Origin of the sequence: Acinetobacter sp. ANC 3882, from assembly GCF_022549545.1 — a bacterium.
Lineage (GTDB): Bacteria > Pseudomonadota > Gammaproteobacteria > Pseudomonadales > Moraxellaceae > Acinetobacter.
The window spans coordinates 880,631-900,218 of sequence record NZ_JAKZGB010000001.1 but is presented as its reverse complement, the minus strand read 5'-3'; the positions used below and the strand labels follow the sequence as shown (position 1 = coordinate 900,218).

Annotated in this window: 20 protein-coding genes; 7 read left to right on the top strand and 13 right to left on the bottom strand. The window is 40.2% G+C overall.

Going from position 1 to position 19,588, the window contains the following annotated elements:
* On the bottom strand, positions 1-957 hold the full coding sequence (locus MMO42_RS04485) for a lysophospholipid acyltransferase family protein (protein ID WP_241319466.1): 957 nt from the start codon (positions 955-957) through the stop codon (positions 1-3).
* 138 nt (positions 958-1,095) lie between these two features.
* Between MMO42_RS04485 and sppA the strand changes: the two genes are divergently transcribed.
* Positions 1,096-2,118 carry a signal peptide peptidase SppA gene (gene sppA, locus MMO42_RS04480; RefSeq protein WP_241319465.1) on the top strand — a complete coding sequence of 341 codons (1,023 nt, stop codon included), beginning with the start codon at positions 1,096-1,098 and terminating at the stop codon, positions 2,116-2,118.
* Between the two features lie 132 nt (positions 2,119-2,250).
* Positions 2,251-3,042: an alpha/beta hydrolase gene (locus tag MMO42_RS04475; RefSeq protein WP_241319464.1), complete on the top strand. Its 792-nt coding sequence runs from the start codon at positions 2,251-2,253 to the stop codon at positions 3,040-3,042.
* A 40-nt stretch (positions 3,043-3,082) separates the two neighbouring features.
* Here MMO42_RS04475 and purN read toward each other — a convergent pair whose 3' ends face one another.
* Together purN and purM are read right to left on the bottom strand one after the other, a co-directional pair.
* Positions 3,083-3,712, bottom strand: coding sequence for a phosphoribosylglycinamide formyltransferase (gene purN / locus MMO42_RS04470; RefSeq protein WP_241319591.1), 630 nt, complete (start codon positions 3,710-3,712; stop codon positions 3,083-3,085).
* Positions 3,709-4,779, bottom strand: coding sequence for a phosphoribosylformylglycinamidine cyclo-ligase (purM, locus tag MMO42_RS04465; RefSeq protein ID WP_241319463.1), 1,071 nt, complete (start codon positions 4,777-4,779; stop codon positions 3,709-3,711). The genes purN and purM overlap by 4 nt, the downstream gene beginning before the upstream one ends.
* Before the next feature lie 133 nt (positions 4,780-4,912).
* Here purM and cxpE point away from each other — a divergent pair, with 133 nt between their 5' ends.
* The 4 genes from cxpE (at position 4,913) to MMO42_RS04445 (ending at position 11,356) form a co-directional block, all read left to right on the top strand.
* Positions 4,913-6,106 (top strand): chloramphenicol efflux transporter CxpE, encoded by a 1,194-nt coding sequence (gene cxpE / locus MMO42_RS04460; protein ID WP_241319462.1) that lies wholly within the window; start codon positions 4,913-4,915, stop codon positions 6,104-6,106.
* Between the two features lie 20 nt (positions 6,107-6,126).
* The gene (gene hda / locus MMO42_RS04455) at positions 6,127-6,825 is read left to right on the top strand and encodes a DnaA regulatory inactivator Hda (RefSeq protein WP_005151777.1); all 699 of its coding nucleotides are present in this window, start codon (positions 6,127-6,129) and stop codon (positions 6,823-6,825) included.
* A gap of 113 nt (positions 6,826-6,938) precedes the next feature.
* Positions 6,939-8,831 (top strand): rhombotarget A, encoded by a 1,893-nt coding sequence (gene rbtA, locus MMO42_RS04450; RefSeq protein ID WP_241319461.1) that lies wholly within the window; start codon positions 6,939-6,941, stop codon positions 8,829-8,831.
* A gap of 14 nt (positions 8,832-8,845) precedes the next feature.
* Positions 8,846-11,356 (top strand): CSLREA domain-containing protein, encoded by a 2,511-nt coding sequence (locus tag MMO42_RS04445; protein WP_241319460.1) that lies wholly within the window; start codon positions 8,846-8,848, stop codon positions 11,354-11,356.
* Between the two features lie 68 nt (positions 11,357-11,424).
* On the opposite strand, the gene MMO42_RS04440 is transcribed toward MMO42_RS04445, so the two are convergent.
* The 5 genes from MMO42_RS04440 to MMO42_RS04420 form a co-directional block, all read right to left on the bottom strand.
* Positions 11,425-11,814 (bottom strand): DUF3106 domain-containing protein, encoded by a 390-nt coding sequence (locus MMO42_RS04440; RefSeq protein ID WP_241319459.1) that lies wholly within the window; start codon positions 11,812-11,814, stop codon positions 11,425-11,427.
* On the bottom strand, positions 11,804-12,127 hold the full coding sequence (locus MMO42_RS04435; RefSeq protein WP_005292795.1) for a hypothetical protein: 324 nt from the start codon (positions 12,125-12,127) through the stop codon (positions 11,804-11,806). The genes MMO42_RS04440 and MMO42_RS04435 overlap by 11 nt, the downstream gene beginning before the upstream one ends.
* Positions 12,114-12,731 (bottom strand): RNA polymerase sigma factor, encoded by a 618-nt coding sequence (locus MMO42_RS04430; RefSeq protein ID WP_241319590.1) that lies wholly within the window; start codon positions 12,729-12,731, stop codon positions 12,114-12,116. The genes MMO42_RS04435 and MMO42_RS04430 overlap by 14 nt, the downstream gene beginning before the upstream one ends.
* 159 nt (positions 12,732-12,890) lie before the next feature.
* A complete protein-coding gene (locus MMO42_RS04425; protein ID WP_241319458.1) occupies positions 12,891-13,667 on the bottom strand; it encodes an RNA methyltransferase in 777 nt (258 codons plus the stop codon).
* Positions 13,668-13,724: 57 nt separating this feature from the next.
* Positions 13,725-14,696 carry a class 1 fructose-bisphosphatase gene (locus MMO42_RS04420; protein ID WP_241319457.1) on the bottom strand — a complete coding sequence of 324 codons (972 nt, stop codon included), beginning with the start codon at positions 14,694-14,696 and terminating at the stop codon, positions 13,725-13,727.
* 176 nt (positions 14,697-14,872) lie between these two features.
* Here MMO42_RS04420 and MMO42_RS04415 point away from each other — a divergent pair, with 176 nt between their 5' ends.
* Complete coding sequence (locus MMO42_RS04415) at positions 14,873-15,058, top strand: NF038105 family protein (protein ID WP_005151788.1); 186 nt, start codon at positions 14,873-14,875, stop codon at positions 15,056-15,058.
* A gap of 55 nt (positions 15,059-15,113) precedes the next feature.
* On the opposite strand, the gene pal is transcribed toward MMO42_RS04415, so the two are convergent.
* The 5 genes from pal to tolQ form a co-directional block, all read right to left on the bottom strand.
* Entirely contained in the window at positions 15,114-15,680 is a 567-nt protein-coding gene (gene pal / locus MMO42_RS04410; RefSeq protein ID WP_005151791.1) for a peptidoglycan-associated lipoprotein Pal, read from the bottom strand.
* Positions 15,681-15,702: 22 nt separating this feature from the next.
* On the bottom strand, positions 15,703-16,986 hold the full coding sequence (gene tolB / locus MMO42_RS04405) for a Tol-Pal system beta propeller repeat protein TolB (protein WP_241319456.1): 1,284 nt from the start codon (positions 16,984-16,986) through the stop codon (positions 15,703-15,705).
* 99 nt (positions 16,987-17,085) lie between these two features.
* On the bottom strand, positions 17,086-18,423 hold the full coding sequence (gene tolA / locus MMO42_RS04400; protein ID WP_241319455.1) for a cell envelope integrity protein TolA: 1,338 nt from the start codon (positions 18,421-18,423) through the stop codon (positions 17,086-17,088).
* Between the two features lie 3 nt (positions 18,424-18,426).
* Complete coding sequence (tolR, locus tag MMO42_RS04395) at positions 18,427-18,879, bottom strand: protein TolR (RefSeq protein WP_241319454.1); 453 nt, start codon at positions 18,877-18,879, stop codon at positions 18,427-18,429.
* On the bottom strand, positions 18,879-19,577 hold the full coding sequence (gene tolQ, locus MMO42_RS04390) for a protein TolQ (protein ID WP_241319453.1): 699 nt from the start codon (positions 19,575-19,577) through the stop codon (positions 18,879-18,881). The genes tolR and tolQ overlap by 1 nt, the downstream gene beginning before the upstream one ends.
* Positions 19,578-19,588 lie beyond the last annotated feature (11 nt).

The window sequence follows — 19,588 nt, the reverse complement described above, 5'->3', positions numbered from 1 at the left end:
CTAAGTATTCTCTTTTTGCTGTGTTTGTAGACGAACTTCAGCAACTTTTGCGAGTGCTTCTTTTTCATCAATATCATAAATTTTCTTTAAATCAGGGTTAGCGCGAAAACGTTTATAACTCCAGTGATAATGTTCTGGATAACGTCGAATCAGCTGTTCCAAGGTTTGGTGAACAATCAAAGTTCCATCTTCAGCATTGCCTTCATAGATTTGAGGGCTGATCGGCTCGATATACATATCAAAGCCATCCTGATCATTTCTAATGGCATAAAATAATAAAGCCCGAGCCTTGGTTTTTTGAATGAGCTTGGCACTGAGACTGCTAGATGCTAATGGAATACCAAAATAATCGACCATATCTCCACCATGATCGGGGGTATGATCTGGAAGAATAACAGTGGTACCACCTTGTTTTAGTGCTTTAAAAATCTGTCGCACCCCGCTTTCATCGGTCGGTACTAAATTTGCCTGATTGCGGCTACGCGCATCACGAACAAAACGATCAGCATCAGGGTTTTTGACAGGTTTATATAGGATCGTCATTTGAGTATGTTGTGCCAACCATGCATTCATGACTTCCCAAGTCCCCAAATGAGGCATAATCAGAACGACGCCTTTTTTTTCTGCTAAAGCGTCATGGAAATAATGTTCACCATGAATATTTTGGATTCTTTGAATATTTTTGGCATCTGTTGAGCCCCAAATACTGAAAAATTCAAAATAAGAACTCAATTCATTTCGAATGGCTTGTTTGGTGATTTGTTGTCTATGCTGTTGATCCATCTCTGGGAAAGCAATTTGTATATTCAAACCAATTGTTTTGGAAAGCTTGGACAGCGGAAGAGTAGTGACTAAGGCTGCAACCATACGTGCAAAGAAGCGCCCTAATTGAATCGGCTGGCGACTAACAAACTGAATAAGACGATAACTTGTGCTGCTTGATTTAGGCTGAGTCATGTATCAATAATTAGAAAAAATTACAAAGGGAAGTATAAAGCAAAAAATAATTATAAGTTAAGACAAGTTATTTAAACAGTTTTGTTCAAATCCACGTATATAATGAAGTCACTTTAAAATATATTGGATTGGAATCTTATGTCCGATTGGCCACCAAAACCACAAAACGAATCTGCAAATAGTAATAATGTGACAGGCAAAGAATGGCAGATTTTAGAAAAAGCCGTGCTTGCTTCTGTTGAAGAACAACGTCGTAGCCGTCGTTGGGGTATTTTCTTCAAATGTTTGGGCTTTGCATATTTGCTGATCGTATTATTAGCAATGACCAAGAGCTGTACCACCTCATCCGATAAATCCACCACAAGTATTAGTAGTAATCACTTGGCTGTGGTCGATATTGTGGGCACCATCGATTCATCTGCAGGTCAGTCTACAGTGAATAGTGAAGATACCAATAAAGCTTTAAAACGTGCATTTGAAGCGAGTGGAAGTAAGGCCGTTGCTTTAAATATTAATTCACCAGGTGGTTCACCAGTACAGTCTGATGAAATCTGGCAAGAAATTCGCTATTTGAAAAAACAGCATCCAGATAAAAAAGTTTATGCAGTGATCGGTGATATGGGTGCATCAGGTGCGTACTATATTGCTTCTGCGGCAGATGAAATTATTGTGAATCCATCAAGCCTCGTGGGTTCAATTGGTGTGATCATGCCGAACTATGGTTTAAGTGGCTTAGCGCAAAAGCTGGGGATTGAAGACCGTACGCTTACTGCAGGTAGCAATAAAGACATTTTAAGTATGACCAAACCACTCGATCCAGCACAGAAACAATATGTGCAGTCAGTGCTTGATAATGTGCATACTCACTTTATTAATGCGGTTAAAGAAGGTCGTGGTAAACGTTTGAAGTCGAACGATCCAGCGATTTTCTCAGGTCTGTTCTGGACCGGTGAGCAAGCGGTGGCTTTAGGTGTGGCGGATCGTAACGGGAGTCTGACAACATTGATGCGTGATCTAAAAATCGAGCAAAAAGTGGACTATACGGTACAACGTAATCCATTAGAGTCTATTTTAGGACGTATGGGTGCACAGCTTGGCGCAGGAATTAGTAGTTCGCTTGCTGCTCAACTTGAGACTCAGCAGAACGCGAAAATACAGTAATATTTCAAAAAGGGTCGTGTCGATCACAGCCCTTTTTTTATTCTAAAAATAACTGGACAGTTATCCTTTTAATTTGCAATACATATGTAGAGCAGGATAATTGACCAATCAGTGAAAATAAAAGACAAGTTTATGAAACCTTTGATTCATTTTGCCCATGCCAATGGTGTTCCCTCTAAAGTTTATCAAAAGCTGTTTGATCAATTAAAAGATCAATACGACATTATTTACGTGGCAGAAATTGGAAACGATAAACGCTATCCGATTACCCATGGCTGGACGCATTTAGTTGATCAGATTATTGATAGTATTGTGCAGCAAGCGCAAGGTCGCAAGGTAATTGGTCTGGGGCATTCTTTGGGCTCCGTGTTGACTTTAATGGCAGCCTATCGCCGTCCTGAATTATTTTCACAAGTGATCATGCTAGATCCACCGTTAATCATTGGTAAGGCTTCTTTTGTTTTTCATCTTGCTAAAATGTTTAAACCTAAATTAGTAGATAAAATTACCCCAGCAGGTTTGTCGGTACGTCGACGTGATCATTGGGAGTCACGTGAACAAGCTGCTGAATTATTAGGTTCGAGAGGCTTTTATCAACATTTTGATCCTGATTGTTTCAAAGCTTATATTGAGCATGCTTTGACGGATGATCATCAAAATGGTGGAGTGACTTTAAGGATTCCTAAAGATGATGAAGTGGCTATGTTTAGAACCACTCCATCTATGTGGTGGTTACCAATGCCAAAACCACCTGTGCCTGTACATTTGGTTGTTGGGCAAGAGAGTGTTTTCTTGAAAGAGAAGTTTCCGCAAGTGGCGAAAAAGAAATTAGCTATTCCTTTTTCTGTGCTTGAGGGTGGTCATATGTTTCCATTAGAGCATCCTGTGGAAACGGTTGAGAAAATTAAAAGTTTGGTAATTTGAGTGCATAAAAAAACGCATCAAGAGATGCGTTTTTTTATTTTTAGAATTGTGCGAATTGAATCGGCCGTTCTAAAGGTTTCTGATTGAAATAGGCTTGACCGTTTTTCCAGGTCAGTTGACCTGTACAGAACCATTGTGCAACTTGAGGATAGATAAAATGCTCAAGTTGATGCACACGTTGCGCCAAGCTTGTTACAGAGTCATGCAAACTAACTTGAATTGCCGATTGTGCAATACTTTGTCCAGCATCGAGTTCGGCTGTGACAAAATGAACTGTACAACCATGTAAACGATCTCCTGTATTCAATACACGTTGATGCGTATGAACACCTTTATAGAAAGGCAGCAGAGAAGGATGGATGTTTAACATTTTGCCTTGCCATTTGCTAACAAAGCTCGGCGTTAAAATACGCATGAAACCCGCAAGAATCACCAGATCCACTTGCCATGCTAACAATTGTTGATGCATAGCGTCGTCAAAGCTTTCTCGATTGGGATAATCTTTATGTGAAATAACAGCGGTCGCAATATTGGTTTTCTCAGCACGTTGTAATGCGTAGGCATCAGCTTTGTTTGAGAGTACACCAATGATTTGCCCTGACAGATTTGCATCTATCAGGGCTTGTAAGTTGCTACCGTTGCCAGAGACAAGGACAGCAATTCTCATTATGCAAAGATCACGCGAATTTTTTCGTCTGCGCCTTCAACTGATTCAGCATTTTCTTGGATATAACCAATTTTCCATGCTTTTTCGCCTTGGGCATTTAAGAGCTCAATCGCCTTATCTGCTTCGCTTGCATCAACGGCAATTACCATACCAACGCCACAGTTAAATGTACGATACATTTCGAAGCGTTCTACGTTACCTTCACGTTGTAGCAGTTGGAATAATTCAGACCATTCCCAGCTAGATTCATCAATGACAGCTTGCGCGCCATTTGGAAGTACACGTGGCAGATTACCAGGTAAACCACCGCCAGTGATGTGAGCCATAGCATGAACATCAACTTGTTTGCAAAGCTCTAACACTGGTTTTACATAAATACGCGTTGGTTCCATTGCAACATCGGCAAGTGGACGACCATCTACGATTTGAGTTAAATCTACATTCTTAACATCTAGGATTTTACGCAGTAATGAGTAACCATTTGAGTGAGCGCCGCTTGATGCTACACCAAGAAGTACGTCACCAGACTTCACTTTCGTCCCATCAATGATTTTGCTGTGCTCAACAACACCCACTGCAAAACCAGCCAGATCGTAATCTTCGCCTTCGTACATGCCAGGCATTTCAGCAGTTTCACCGCCAACCAATGCACAACCAGCAAGTTCACAACCTTTACCGATACCTGTCACTACATCCGCTGCAACATCAACATTCAAATGACCAGTTGCATAATAGTCAAGAAAGAATAAAGGCTCTGCGCCACAAACAAGTAAGTCATTTACGCACATGGCAACAAGATCTTGACCAATTGTATCGTGACGATTGAGATTGAGTGCTAAACGTAATTTTGTGCCTACACCGTCAGTGCCTGAAACCAATACTGGTTCTTCATAACCTTTTGGAATTTTGCATAGGGCACCGAAACCACCTAGACCGCCCATGACTTCAGGACGAGTGGTACGTTTAGCGACAGATTTGATACGATCGACCAGTGCGTCGCCCGCTTCAATGTCGACCCCCGCATCTTTATAGCTTAAACCAGTATTTGGGGTAGAAGTTGAGTTGCTCATAGTGAAGTCTCCGCATTGGCGGCAGATTATAACCTGAATATACGAAACTCTTATGTTATTTATGCTCGAAAATGCTATCTTTAATTAAATTTTTTTTCTTTTATAACGATTAAACAAGAAAAGGCTAGATTTTATGCAAGATCAGGTACTACGTCGTATCTTTATCATCGCTGGGCTCGCATTATTCCTTTGGGTGCTCTATCTATTGAAGCCCATTGTGATTCCTTTTGTAGGTGCTTTTTTTATTGCCTACTTATTTAGCCCGCTTGTTGATGTTCTTGTAAAAATTAAATTACCGCGTTGGTTGGCCATTAGTGTGGTTTTTATAGGGATTGGTGTGACTTTAACCATGGTGTTATGGTTCCTTGTGCCACTGATCTGGAAACAATTGATGTATGCGCGGGACAGTATTCCTGCCGGTATTCATTGGATCAATGCGACCTTCTTACCATGGGTGTCACATACTTTTAATGTAGTGCCAATGGAAATTGATACTGAACAGATTTCCAAAGCATTGATGGATTATATTCAAACCAACTATAGTGCCGATAGCATTCAAACGATGGCATTACGAGTAGCCCAATCTGGCTTAAACTTTATCCAAATTGGTGGGGTGGTTGTACTTATTCCGATTATCTCTTTCTATTTCTTGTTGGATTGGGAAAGAATGTTGCAGAGCTTCAGACGCTTGATCCCACGTCCTTATGAAGCTTCAACTTTAACCATTGTTCGTGAATGTCATAGTGTGTTGGGTGCCTTTGTCAAAGGTCAATTCCTTGTCATGCTTTTATTAGGGATTGTCTATGCTGTTGGATTACAGCTGATTGGTTTAGAAGTTGGTTTAATCATTGGCATGATTGCAGGTTTGGCAAGTATCATTCCTTATTTAGGTTTTGGTGTTGGCATTATCGCTGCCGTGATCGCAACATTGTTCCAGTTTGGCTTGGATTGGACACAGCTACTTCTTGTCGGTGTGGTATTTATGATTGGACAAATGGTCGAAGGCTATATTCTTCAACCATTCTTATTAGGTGATAAAATTGGATTATCTCCTGTAGCGGTTGTTTTTGCTGTATTGGCAGGCGCACAATTGGGTGGTTTCCTCGGTATGTTGATCGCATTGCCTGTAGCCGCTGTCATTGTTGTGTTATTAAAACATGCACGTGATAATTACGAAAAAAGTTCCCTGTATGGATTACCAACTGAAGTTGTTTTGGTACAAGGCGAAACTCAGCATATAAATGTAGAAACTAGTCAAGTAGAGCTTGATATTCAAATTAAAAACTCTCAAGATACAGAGACTTCAAACTCGAATGACTTAAAGTAATTGAGGAACTTATTAAATATATGCGTCAACTACAACTGGATATAGAACCACAACTCGATGCCCGAATCAGTGATTTTTCGGGGCCGGGTTGGGGACCTGTGGTTGATGCGGTTAGACAATTACATGCAGGTTTAGTCAGCCGATTTTATGTATATGGTGGGGCAGGTACGGGTAAGAGCCATTTGCTCTCAGCAATATGTGATTCTTACTTAGAATTAGGCCGACCAGCAATTAAGGTCTCATTATTAGAATTATTAGATGCGCCGATTGAAGCGATTACCTCTTTAGAATTTTATGATTTAGTTGCTTTAGATGATATTGATGCGATTAGTGGGGTTCCACATTGGCAGAAAGCTGTTTTTCATTTAATGAATAACCATGAAGGACAACTGGTCTTTTCGTCTCGTGTTGCGCCGATTGAGCTCAAGCTTGAACTGCCAGATTTGCAATCAAGGCTAACCCAAGCGGTTAGTGTCAAAGTACCCAATGGTAGCTCTTATATCGATCGACAAGCTTTATTACAATCTGTGATGACGCGTCGGGGTATTCATTTTGATCAGCAAATTGTGGATTATCTATTAAGTAATGGGCCGCATCAGGCATCAGTATTATTACAAACACTGGCTCAACTTGAAAAAATGCTGAAAGGTGAAAAAACTAAGCTTTCAAATACAACACTTAAGCAAATTTATGCATTGATTGATGAATATCGCCAATAGCATAAAATTTCTTGAGTAATTTCGAGAGCTATGACAAAGTACGCACAAAGGAATGTGGTTGCAAACACCGAGTTTGTAATACGAAGAAAAATGAAAAATAGAAGGAGATCGGTATGCTCAAACGGACGCTTGCCTGCGCTTTATTTGCGATTACTGGACACGCATATTCTGCGGATATTCAAGTCACAACTTTAGTTGATGAAGACAAAAATGACGCCGTTTGTTCATTACGAGAAGCTGTCGAGTTTTTAAATAAAAGAAGTCAAAAAGAATTTGAAAATGGCTATCACGGATGTGGTGATAAAGATGCAAGCAGTACTATTATTTTACAGCGTGATCAAACTTATCAACTAAATTCAGCTCTGAATATTAAAGCAGCGACAACAATTCGGACGGCAAGTAGTGATGCCTTTAATGATAATAAGCGTGGGCTAAATAATGCCACGATTAAAATGTTGGGGTCGGATCGTTTATTTGTAGTTGATGATGCAAATGTAGAAAGTGCTTTACTCCTAGTTGGTTTAATTGAGCTAAATTTGCAGGGATCTTCAAGTAAGGTTAATGATGGTGGCTTAATTCTTAATCGTGAAAACTTATCGATCCAATACTCTCGTTTAATTGGAGGTTCGGCAAACAGAGGCGGCGCAATTTATAACGCTGGGGTTTCATCTGATGCTAAGAATACCGCAGGGTATGTCTCTATTAATAATAGTATTTTTCAGAATAATAAGGCCGATCAAGGTGCTGTTGTCTACAGTGAAATGCCAATGTATCTGATCACACAATCTGTGATACGTGATAATGAGGGGGCAACAGGCCCAAATGGTGCTTTATTGTATGTTCAAACGGGTTTTAATAATGACACCATCGGTGGGGCGTTATATGCTAGGTCCTCAGGTATTCGTAGTAGCACTATTTTTCACAATAAGGGTGGCTATATTGCTAATATTCGTGAGGGGATGGTCTTAAATAATAATACGATGATTAAAAATGCTGCGGGATTATATTTACAGTCTCTAAAGTGGAAAGTAACCACAGTGACAGATGAAAATGGTGAGAAAAAAGAGACAGTTAAAGAATATCCAGGTGCTTATGTATCGAATAGTATTCTGGTTGCAAACGGAAATAGTAACTGTGTAAATACTTCTGATGATACCACTGTTGTACAGAGTAATTTGACCACATCGGATTGTGATCGAAATGCTGAAGAGCGTTTACCTAATTTTATGTGGAATGCGAACGATCCAGAACAAGCTTTAATTGCGGGCGGTACAAATGATGAGGGGATATGTACGGCCCCTCCCGCAAAAGGGCTGTTATGTCCATTTTCGATTCCAAAAGATCAAATGTTAGGTTTCTTTAAACCGCGCTTACTAACCTCTTATAAGCAGTTATCAGATTCACTAATTGTTAATAAAGGCCGGATTTATAGTGACGGTACAACCTTTAGTTTAGCAAGTTGTGAAGCTACAGATCAGCGTGGAAAAAGCCGTACAGGTTATGATGAGCTGTGTGATCTAGGATCAGTAGAGCTCATTGTTGATCGGAGCAATATTTCTGTTGCTGGGGTGGATATTCGTTTTAAACAAGTGGCCAATTTTAGTATTGCAAACAATTTGCTAGATGGTGAACTTTTAGACCCAAACTCTTGTGAGCAGTTGTTAGGAAAGCGTTCAGATGGTCAAGCATGGCGCTATGGTTGCTTGGATATAGTACAAAACCAAACCCCATCAAAAGGGAAGGTAAGTATTGATCAGGATGGTAACGTGACTTATGTTCCGGATAGTGATTGGCATGGTGCAGACATGTTTAAAATGCGCATCATGACCACCATTACGCGTTTTAATAATGCTACGAATTATTATATTGATATTCCTACTAATATTGTTCAAGACCCACCAGATACTTTTACAAGTAAAACTGTCAATGTGAGTGGTGGCAGTTGGGGAGTTGGTGCGATTCTAATGTTATTGGGATTGGTTGGAATACGCCGTTTTAAATCATAATCAGGGATGATGAGATGAAAAATTATAAAAAAGCATTATTAGCAACCATGGTTGTGGCAACAATGCCATTAATGGCGGCTGGTACGAGTAGTACGCCTATTAAAGTAACAACTTTTGAAGATGAAGATGGCGAAAATCTGAATGCTTGTTCATTACGAGAGGCTTTAAAAACGGCAGCTGATCGAGTGTCTTATGGTGGCTGCGCGGTTACGGATACCTTATCAAGTACACAAAAAGTAATTCAACTTGAAAAAGGTGTTTACACCCTGAAAAAGGAATTAATACCTACCGTCAGTGTTTCAATCCTGGGTGCAAGTCCTGCAAACTGGGAGGAAAAGAATGTTTTACTGAATGATGTGGTTAATCAATATCCTGCACAGATTCCATTACAAACAACCATTAAAGCCGAAAATTCGCGTATTTTTAATACGACCCTCAGAGCCAGCAATTTAAGTTTAACTAATCTAATTTTATCAGGTGGGCGTTCCACTGGCTTAGGTGGGGCAATATATGCAGGTGCTGATGTTGTATTGCAGAGCAGTCAAGTTTTAGACTCACAAGCAAAAGAAGGTGGTGCTGTATTTATGGCAGGACCATCATCAACCTTGACGATATCTAAAAGCTTAATACAGGGAAATCAGGCTGAAAAAGGCAGCGTACTTTCTATGAGTTGCATGTCTGATGCCACTTATATCAAAAATACAATTAATTTGACGGCGAATAGTTTTATCAATAACGGCTCGGAAAACTCAAGCAGTATGTTTGAGTTTTGTGGTGAAGCTATGCCGACCTTAAATACTAATACAATTGCCAAAAATAGTGTTAATACTAGTACAGGGAATCTAATTAAATTTACTGGTGATACCAAGGTTGGAACAGAAGCAAATAATCGGCCAAGTATTTTGAGTAAGACGAGTAGTTTAGTTTTAACCAGTAATACAATTGTCGAAAATAGAGCTTATACCACACTGGTATACGACAAAATTGGCACTAAGATATTACGATTTAATCTTATCGCCTATAATGGTGATAGCAATACATATGCTTGTCGCTATTTGTTTGGTGCTGTTGCTAATGAGGAGGGGGTTTACTTTGGTATCGCTTATAATGCGTTTGCATTAAAAGAAGCGGATTCAACATCCCCTATTAATAATGTTTGTGATGTACCGAAAGAGTCACTTAAAGATAATACAACCAATATTAATGTAAGTAAGATTAGTATTGGAACTCTGTTAAGTCCATTGCAAGCAGTATCTCCACATACTGCATTCATGCCAATATATTATCCAAAACAAAATGTCACTCGTGTACCTGTAGATGATAAAGGGAATACAAAATTAGTAGGTTTATTAGATATTGATGGCACGGGCTGTAGTTCAACCGATCAACGTGGCTTGGCTCGTATTACAGATGGTACTTTGCATTATGATCCTGATGCTCGTAACCGTTGTGATATTGGTTCAATTGAATTAATGCGATTTACTGCTGGTGATTTGCAGGATTTAACAAATACTTCAATTAGTAACTCAATGACTAGCTATCAGGCACAGTATGATTTTTTTGATAATTTGGTAAAAAATCCAAATAATCCAGACTTTTTGACTTACTACAAATCTCGCTTAGATCAATATCAAAAGTTATTACAGTACACCAAAGCAAATTTAAAATACCGTGCGATTTATATTGACTTAAGAAACTATCAGCTACCATTGCCGCAAGATATAGAACAAGCTGATGGAAGTTATAAATTACAATTCTTTAGCCCTGATTTGTATGACGTCACTACAGAACCTTTAGGTAAAGGGCAAATTAATGATACTGTCACGGATATAGATGAAAGTGATAAAGAAAATTTGGTTTGTAGCTGGAATAAAGATTTACAACAAATTCTTTTTTATCGTAAGGATGACAGTATTACTCAAGCAGGTGATAAGATCTTCTGTAAATATACGATTACATCTAAGTCTAATCCGAATATAAGCTCATCTGGTCTAATTCGAGCAGCATTTGTAAATATTGCACCTGTGGCTACGGATACCTCCTTAACGTTTAAGTATAAGGAAAAGCAAAAGCTAAGCCTTAATTTATTAAAATTTGCCAATGATAATGGTGACACTGGTGAAGGTGGTGTTGGGCCAGAGAAAAATCCTAATAAATCTCAGTTCTGGAAAAATAAAGACGGAATTGAATTGCCAATTCGACTAAGTAATGTTCCCACAAAAGACCTTAGTATAACTGCGGATCGTCAAGGAGCTTGTCCAGAACCAGATCAGAAAGAAACCTGTTATGGTGGAAATGTTTATGTTCAGGAAGTGAATGCGTTCAATCCATTTAACTTCTCATTTAGCTATCAAGTGTATGATGCCGATGGAGTCTCATCAAATACAGCAACAGTACGAACAATTAGTACAGCAACTACCACTGATGACACGCGTAAGGCAAGTAGTGGAGGCGGCGGTAGTTTAGGTTTCTACTCTGTATTCGGATTATTAGGTTTATTGGCTTACCGTCGTTTCAGAAAATAAGCTTATCAAAAATAAAAATAGCGCCTAAAGGCGCTATTTTTATTTTAAATATTTATGGAAATAAAAAATTAATGCTCAGCGTACTTGGTGAGGTATTCTTCTCTGATATTCACACGTTCTTCGGTGCTGGCATTTTGCATACGTTTACGCAAAGTATTGCGTTCTTGTGTACTCATTTTCTGCCACACATCTCGCATTTTCTGCTTTTCTTCTTCAGGCAGTTGAGTGAACCATTCCATACGTTGTTGTAATTGTGAACTTTGGGTTGTTGGAATTTCCTTCAATGTTTGATAGCGTTTGATTAAAACGCGTTGCTCTTCAGGTGACAAGTCATCCCAAGCTTCTTCAGTTGCTGGTTTATTTGGTTTGGAGAAAACCCAAAACCGTTCTGAACCTGCAAAACTGGTTTGTAATAAGCCGAGTGTACACACAACAAGTGCTAATTTTTTAGCTGCCATGTGGAACTTTATCCTCACCTAAAACCAATAACATTTCCATATCTTCAACCATTTGTGGTGAAAGTTTTGGATTTACGACAACTTGGTTCTGTGGTTGATCGGCAAGTTGTAAAGAACTCGGTAAAACAACAATACCCATGATTGCTGCTGCGAGTGCAAAACCACTCATTTTCCAAACACTGTAATAAGATGTTGGTTTTTTCTGAACCGTATCGAGAACATGGTTCATCACCAACATTTTGTTGTGATGCTGCTCTCTGGCAAGCTGATCAAGCTTGGATGTTACATGTTTGGTGAATTCATCTTTTTTCATCTGATGATCCTCCCGTATGTGGGTTTAAGTGCTCTAAAGCAATTCTGAGTCCCTGAATTGCACGGTGGTAATGTGTTTTCACACTGCCTTCACTACAATCCATAATCTGAGCTGTGGTCATCGTATCAAAGCCTTCCCATGCTCTTAGCATAAATGCTTGTTGTTGACGGACTGGTAGCTGATTGACTGCTGCTTGAATTTCTTCCATTGTCACTTCTTGATCCAGAAAATCAAAAGGATTAGGAGTAGATTCATCTACAACATCAATAATTTCCTCGTCATCATCTAAACTAATCTTTTTGAATAATGAGAAGGGAGTTGCACGACGTGCTTCTTTACGTCTCCAATCTTGGAGTTTGTTATTTAAAATGGTGTAGAACAGGGGATACCATTCTTCTATGTTTTTATCAGCGTATGATTTATGCAAGGAAATAAAGGCTTCCTGCACTAAATCCATGGCAATGCCTTGTTGTCCTTGGGTTGCACTTTCCATCATCACCAATGCACGACCTGTAACGTCTTGCATAAAAATACGCAGACGTTGTTCAACCGTACTGCGATCAGTACTGGTTTCAGTTCGAGCCTGTTTCGGTGCTAAATCCATAGAGATGGAAAATCCTGTCATGGATACCCACCATTAATTCCAATTCATTAATCATATAACGTTGAAACTGGTGGGCGCGTTGACAACTTAAGCAATTATTTTTAGTAGTGTAATTGATTTTCTCAGTAAAAAAATCGTATTTAAAATAATTTAACGTTTTTACTGACGTTGGCGAACCATTTCAAAAAAGCAAATTGATCCTGCAATTGCAACATTGAGTGACTCTTGTCCGCCAGGTTGAGGAATGGCGATTGCCTTTGCATGTTCTAAGGCATAGTCACTTGCACCTTGGCCTTCATTGCCCAAAATCCATACACAAGGTTGTGTTAAATCTTGGTCATACAGATTGGTCGATTGATGTGAGCTAGTAACCAAAACAGGAATTTGAAATTTTGGAAGAATGTCCTGTAATTGAAAGTTTTCAAAACAGTGCAGACTAAAATGAGCTCCCATGCCTGCTCTTAGTACACGCGGGGACCACAGCGTTGCCGAGCCTTGGGTACAAATCACTTGTTTGATGTTTGCTGCGGCAGCTGAACGCAGTAATGTTCCTACATTACCCGGATCTTGAATGTTTTCTAGAATTAAAGTATCTACTTCAAAATCAATTGTCATTGATGTTTTTGGAAGATCAATAATAGCTAAGCAAGGTAGGGTGGTGCCTAAAGTACTTAAATCTTTATAGAGCACTTCGCTAATCACGAAGACATGACCTTGATGAAGCTCGATAACTTCTTGTAAATCAGGATGCTCTAATGCTTGTTCAGTGGTAAATAGAGAGAACAGTTTTTTCTGTTGTTGCAACCAAGCTAGACAAAGATGTGTACCTTCTAGAACAGTTTGTTGATGTTTTTTTCGAGCGCTATTGAGCTCGATTAAGCCACGCAAATGTTTAATTTTTGCATTGTCTTTTGATTCTAGAAAAATAACCGCCATAAAGTAAACATCCAAAAAGGCATTATAATATTATAATGCCTTGATTATTAAAAATAATTAATGATAGCTCGTTACAAGCTCAACTTCGTTTTTAGAACCAATAATAACTGGAACACGTTGATGCAACTCAGTTGGTTGAATGTCCATAATGCGGACACGGCCAGTCGTTGATGCACCACCAGCTTGCTCGATTAACATGCTCATTGGGTTCGCTTCATACATTAAACGTAAACGGCCCGCTTTTTTTGGATCTTTCAAATCGTAAGGGTAAAGGAAAATACCGCCACGGCATAAGATACGGTGAATGTCACCCACCATGCATGCAACCCAACGCATGTTGAAATCTTTTTCACGTACTGAAGTTTTACCAGCCAAAAGCTCATCGATATAACGTTTTACAGGGTTTTCCCAATGACGTTGGTTTGATGAGTTGATAGCAAATTCTTGTGTATCTGCTGAAACCTGAACTTGCTCAGTGGTAAGTACGAAAGCTTGAGTTGTTGGATCAAAAGTAAAGAACGCAACGCCTGCACCTACTGTAAGTGCTAACATGGTAGATGGACCATAAAGTACATAGCCTGCAGCAACTTGTTCAGTCCCTGCTTGCATAAAATCTGCAGATTGAGTCACTGTATTTTTTGCTGGAAGAATCGAGAAAATGGTACCAACACACATATTAATATCAATGTTGCTTGAACCATCTAATGGATCAAACAATACCAGGTATTTTCCGTTTTCTTGTGCAGGAGTGAAGTCATCTAATTCTTCTGATGCCAAGCCGCCAACGTGTGGATGAACTTTTAAAGCATCAATCAGATAATCATTCGAAATAACGTCTAATTTCTTTTGTGTTTCACCCTGAACATTTTCATTGCCAGCACTGCCTAAAATCCCTGCCAAAGCACCTTTTTGTAGTGCTTGGTCAATGGTTTGACACGTTGCTGCAATAGTTTCGATAACTTGCGCTAACTCTGGAGTCAAATTCCCATTTTGTTGTTCTAAGTATTGGGTCAATGTAAGGTTTGACATATTAAATAGCTCCAGTTTGGCCGTGTCAAAAAATGATAAAAAAGAATGTGGCTATTCTAGATGAGATCACATAAAAATAAAAATTATCTTACTTTATTTATGTTGCTTTTATGATTACAAGCACGTGATTACATGCTATGTTGGACGGATACTAGACAGGATGTTTGGAGATTAAGATGTCAACCAAGAATTTTGAAGCGACACCCACGCCAAGTGAGCCAATTAGCTTAGATACGATTTCCAAAGAAAATGTGAAGGATGCATGGAAAGAGTATGAAGCCAAGCCTGAATATAAAGATTTCAATAAGCACGATATGATTGAGTCGATGCAACCAGAGTCTAAATCCCAATCATCATCTTGATCCAAAAATAAAAATGCCCACATTTTAGTGAGCATTTTTATTTAAAGCTAAGCCATTATTTTAATAATGGTGGAACTGCTTCGTAATTGATTTCTACACGACGGTTTTCTTTCCATGCAGCTTCGTCATGACCTGCATTGACTGGTGATTCTTTACCATAGCTGACCGCTTCAAGTTGTTGTGGATTTACACCGTTGGTGATCAAGAAACTTTCTACAGCTTTCGCGCGACGTTCACCCAAAGCCATGTTGTATTCACGTGTACCACGCTCATCGGTATGACCTGTTAAAGCAACACGAGAATTGGCATTGGCAACTAAGAATTGTGCATGTGATTGTAGGGTTTGATAATCTTCGTTCGACAAATCGCTGCTGTCATAGTTAAAGTGCACAACGCGTTTTGCTAGAAATGCTTTGTTTGCAGCAGTGACACCTTTTGACGATGCACCCGCTAAGTTTTGTGCATTTAAAGCTGCATCTTCACTTAAGCCATCGGTACTTACCGTAGATGAGCCATTTGGTGTGTTGCCCGCAGTGATTTCAGCAGCAGGCTTACGGCTTGCACAACCTGTAAAAACGAGAGTCGCAGCAATCAGTGGAAGCGTTAGATATTTAATGTTCATATGATTCTCCAATCGATTAAATTTATTTTGGTGCCCAAGCAGGTTCACGAACTTCACCTTGTTCGCTTGGTAAATTCATGCGGAAACGACCATCTGTAGACATGACGGATAAAAGGCCACGACTACCTTCACGTGTTGCATAAACCACCATTTGTCCATTTGGTGAGAAGCTTGGTGATTCATCTAAACTGGTTGGCGTGAGAATATTGGTGATACCTGTATTGATATCTTGGATTGCAACTTTGTAGTTACTCCCACTTGGACGATGTACCAAAGCAATCTTTTTACCATCAGCACTTAAAGTACCACGTGCATTGAATGCACCTTTGAAGGTTAAACGTTTGACGGAACTGTCATCAAAGCTATAGCGATAGATTTGTGGTGAACCACCGCGATCCGAAGTAAAAATAAAGGATTTGCCATCTGGTGAGTAACGCGCTTCAGTGTCAATCGCAGAATCATTGGTCATGCGCTGTACTTGGCGGGTACTTAAATCCATTTGATACACTTCAGGATTGCCATGCATTGATGCTGTAAACAACATCGACTTTCCATCAGGAGAGAAGCTTGGCGCACCATTCAAGCCGCGAAAGCTTGCTAAAACTTCACGTTGGCCAGTGGCTAAATCTTGCAGATAAATCGCTGGGCGTTTGGTTTCAAATGAGACATAAGCAATTTTCTTTGCATCAGGTGTCCAAGCCGGAGAGAGGATTGGATCACGCGATGAAAGTACGGTTTTAGGTTGTTCACCATCGGTATCTGCGATTTGCAAAGTATAGCGTTGAGCAGGTGTCGCCTGATTACGCAATACATAGGCAATACGACCGCTAAAGTCACCTGCAATACCCGTCAAAGCTTGATAGATCGTATCGCTGATCAGATGTCCTGCTTGGCGTACACGTGAACTTGGTACCGTTAGTACTTCATTCAATAAATATTGTTGTTTTTGTACATCATAGAGCTGGTAGTGAATTTCGAATGTATTGGCATCGACGGCTTTCATTTGACCGACGACGACATACGGAACACCAGCATTTTGCCAATCACCTGCTTGAACCTGATTGAGGCTAGCAGTTGCAGGTAAGTTTTGAGATGCACTGGTAAAACGGCCTGAGCGATTCAAGTCACTTTCCACAATTGGATAGATCGCATTGTCATTTGCAAATGGAATGATCGCGATTTTAGGTGCTTGTTCAGGGGCTTTAGCAATTTCTAGATGTAATTGTGCGAAAGTTGCTGTTGGAGCAACTGCACTAATTGCAGCGAAAACTGCCAACGAGAGGAGGTGTTTACGAGTCTTGTCCATAGTTACAATTACTTGCGTTCGTATTTTTGTGGCTGTTGATTATTTAACATAGTTACATGCTTTGTGCTATTAAAAGCATGTAACGTTAACTATTCATTACTATTTTGCAATGAATGTAATTGTGACGCGACGAAGTTGCTTCACAATATCTGGATCATCAGGCATTGGTAGGGGAGATGCTTGTTTTACGGCAGCTTCTACGCTCGCTTTTAAATCCGAATCGCTGCTATTCGCAACAACAGATATTACATTTCCGTTTGCATCAAGTGAAATATTAACAGTAATTGATTTTCCTCGAGAAGCTAAAGGTACTTCCCAAGCTCTGCTAATTTTGCTTTTGAATGCGGCTTTAGTAGAGTCTGCAATCCGTTTAGCATCAGCTTTTTTCTGAGCTGCTTCTTGCTCAGCTTTTTTTGAGGCAGCAGCTTTAGCATCTGCTTCCGCATCGGCTTTACGTTTCGCGTCTGCCTCAGCTTTTGCCTTTGCGTCCGCATCGGATTTAGCTTTGGCATCTGCATTTGCTTTACGTTTAGCATCTGCCTCAGCTTTTGCCTTCGCGTCAGCATCCGCTTTGCGTTTAGCATCCGCCTCAGCTTTGGCCTTAGTATTTGCATCTGCTTTACGTTTAGCATCTGCGTCCGCTTTTGCCTTAGCATCTACCTCGGCCTTGCGTTTGGCATCTGTGTCAGCTTTGCGTTTCGCCTCGGCTTCTGCCTTACGTTTTGCATCTGTATCAGCTTTACGTTTTGCGTCTGCCTCAGCTTTGCGTTTTGCATCAGCTTCAGCACGAGCCTTAGCATCGGCCTCAGCTTTACGCTTCGCATCTTGTTGAGCCTGAAGCTTTGCATTCTCAGCTGCTTTTTGCTGTTTTAAGCGTGCATCTTGTTCAGCTTTTTGACGTGCCTTAGTCTCTGCTTCAGATTTAGCATTTTGTTCTGCCCGACGTTTTGTCTCTGCTTCGGTTTTTGCCTCAGCTTGGCGTTTTGCTTCTGCATCCGCACGCTGCTTCTGTGCTTGAGCTTCAGCACGTTTACGCTGTTCTTCAACTTGTTGTGCACGAGTTGCTTCATCTGCTTTGCGTTTTTGCTCAGCTAATTTTGCTTGCTGTGCCTGTTCTGCTTTTTGCTTTTCAGCAGCAAGTTGTTGTGGACTTGGTGACGGAGGGACGACAGGGATATTTTCAGGTAATGTTTTATCTACAACAGGACTTTGAACTTCGGGAGCTTCATTGTCAGCTGTTGTTTCTTGTTCAACCTGTGTTAAGGGTTGTGGCAAATCTTCGGGTCTAACTAAAACAGTCTTGAGCTTTTTCGGCTCTTCGGGTGGTTTACTTAAGCCTAAAAATAATAAGCCCACAATCGCGATCGCATGTACGCCGAGCGTGAAACCCAGTGCGATCGCATTTTGCTTAAAAGGCGGCTCTTGAAATTTTTTCATAGCTTATTTTAACGGCTCTGTCAGTAAACCAACTTGTGTTAAGCCTGCTTCTTGTAGACTTGCCATCAGTGAAACCACTTCACCATATGGACGGGATTTCTCCCCATTGACCAAAACCGTGAGTTGTTTGTTTTCTTGCTCTGCTTGAGTTTGAGCTTCGCTTAAAACAACTTCGAGTTGTTCAAGCGAAAGAGAATCAGTGCCTTTATGGTTTTGGTATTCAAGAGAAAATTTTCCCTCTTTACTAATCGTGACCATGGCTGGCATATCTTTGGATTCGATAGGGTGGTTGTTCGCCTGAGGTAAATCTACTTTGATACCACTGGTGATCATGGGCGCAGTCACCATGAAAATAACCAAAAGTACCAACATGACGTCGATATAGGGAACGACGTTCATATCACTTTTGAGTGGTTTTTTAATCCGTTCAAAACGTCCAGAGCGTTGAATCGCCATTATGCATCTTCCTGTGTCGTTCCAATCGCTTGACGCTGTAAAAGAGCAACCATTTCTTCTGCAAATAAAGCACGATCTGAATAAGTTGATTCACCTTTAGCAGTAAAGTGGTTAAACGCAAGTACAGCAGGAATAGCTGCAAATAAACCGATTGCCGTAGCAATCAGGGCTTCTGCAATACCAGGCGCAACGGTTGCCAAGGTAACTTGATCAACTGCGGCAAGACCAATAAAGGCATTCATAATGCCCCAAACCGTACCAAATAAGCCGATATAAGGTGCAACTGAACCGATGCTGGCAAGTGCACCTAAGCCAACTTCTAAAGCACTCTGGTCGCGGCTTAAACCGACGCGAAGAATACGCTCTGTTCCTTCGATCGTTTGATTGGTGTCTGCTTTACGTTTTTGTAGTTTAAAGAACTCACCCAAACCTTGATAGAAAATATCTTCTAAACCACGGCGTTTGGAGTTGAGCTGCGCATTATTAAAAAGCGTATTTAATTCGGCACCAGACCAAAACATCTTTTGAAAATGCTCATCATCTTGCTCTGCTTTTTTAAAGCCCATGTATAATTTAGCGATCAAGTACCAGCTATAAATTGAAGCGAATAATAAGATCAGCATGACCAGTTGTACAACAGGACTTGCTTGTAAAATTAGGTCAGAAATATGCAGGGAAGATTCTAAGTTAGTTGCCATAAGTTACGGTG

What these genes read in the sequence shown, in the direction of transcription:
- MMO42_RS04485 (WP_241319466.1), bottom strand. Translation starts at nt 957, where the DNA reads ATGACTCAGCCTAAATCAAGCAGCACAAGTTATCGTCTTATTCAGTTT.
- sppA (WP_241319465.1), top strand. Translation starts at nt 1,096, where the DNA reads ATGTCCGATTGGCCACCAAAACCACAAAACGAATCTGCAAATAGTAAT.
- MMO42_RS04475 (WP_241319464.1), top strand. Translation starts at nt 2,251, where the DNA reads ATGAAACCTTTGATTCATTTTGCCCATGCCAATGGTGTTCCCTCTAAA.
- purM (WP_241319463.1), bottom strand. Translation starts at nt 4,779, where the DNA reads ATGAGCAACTCAACTTCTACCCCAAATACTGGTTTAAGCTATAAAGAT.
- cxpE (WP_241319462.1), top strand. Translation starts at nt 4,913, where the DNA reads ATGCAAGATCAGGTACTACGTCGTATCTTTATCATCGCTGGGCTCGCA.
- hda (WP_005151777.1), top strand. Translation starts at nt 6,127, where the DNA reads ATGCGTCAACTACAACTGGATATAGAACCACAACTCGATGCCCGAATC.
- rbtA (WP_241319461.1), top strand. Translation starts at nt 6,939, where the DNA reads ATGCTCAAACGGACGCTTGCCTGCGCTTTATTTGCGATTACTGGACAC.
- MMO42_RS04445 (WP_241319460.1), top strand. Translation starts at nt 8,846, where the DNA reads ATGAAAAATTATAAAAAAGCATTATTAGCAACCATGGTTGTGGCAACA.
- MMO42_RS04440 (WP_241319459.1), bottom strand. Translation starts at nt 11,814, where the DNA reads ATGGCAGCTAAAAAATTAGCACTTGTTGTGTGTACACTCGGCTTATTA.
- MMO42_RS04435 (WP_005292795.1), bottom strand. Translation starts at nt 12,127, where the DNA reads ATGAAAAAAGATGAATTCACCAAACATGTAACATCCAAGCTTGATCAG.
- MMO42_RS04430 (WP_241319590.1), bottom strand. Translation starts at nt 12,731, where the DNA reads ATGGATTTAGCACCGAAACAGGCTCGAACTGAAACCAGTACTGATCGC.
- MMO42_RS04425 (WP_241319458.1), bottom strand. Translation starts at nt 13,667, where the DNA reads ATGGCGGTTATTTTTCTAGAATCAAAAGACAATGCAAAAATTAAACAT.
- MMO42_RS04420 (WP_241319457.1), bottom strand. Translation starts at nt 14,696, where the DNA reads ATGTCAAACCTTACATTGACCCAATACTTAGAACAACAAAATGGGAAT.
- MMO42_RS04415 (WP_005151788.1), top strand. Translation starts at nt 14,873, where the DNA reads ATGTCAACCAAGAATTTTGAAGCGACACCCACGCCAAGTGAGCCAATT.
- pal (WP_005151791.1), bottom strand. Translation starts at nt 15,680, where the DNA reads ATGAACATTAAATATCTAACGCTTCCACTGATTGCTGCGACTCTCGTT.
- tolB (WP_241319456.1), bottom strand. Translation starts at nt 16,986, where the DNA reads ATGGACAAGACTCGTAAACACCTCCTCTCGTTGGCAGTTTTCGCTGCA.
- tolA (WP_241319455.1), bottom strand. Translation starts at nt 18,423, where the DNA reads ATGAAAAAATTTCAAGAGCCGCCTTTTAAGCAAAATGCGATCGCACTG.
- tolR (WP_241319454.1), bottom strand. Translation starts at nt 18,879, where the DNA reads ATGGCGATTCAACGCTCTGGACGTTTTGAACGGATTAAAAAACCACTC.
- tolQ (WP_241319453.1), bottom strand. Translation starts at nt 19,577, where the DNA reads ATGGCAACTAACTTAGAATCTTCCCTGCATATTTCTGACCTAATTTTA.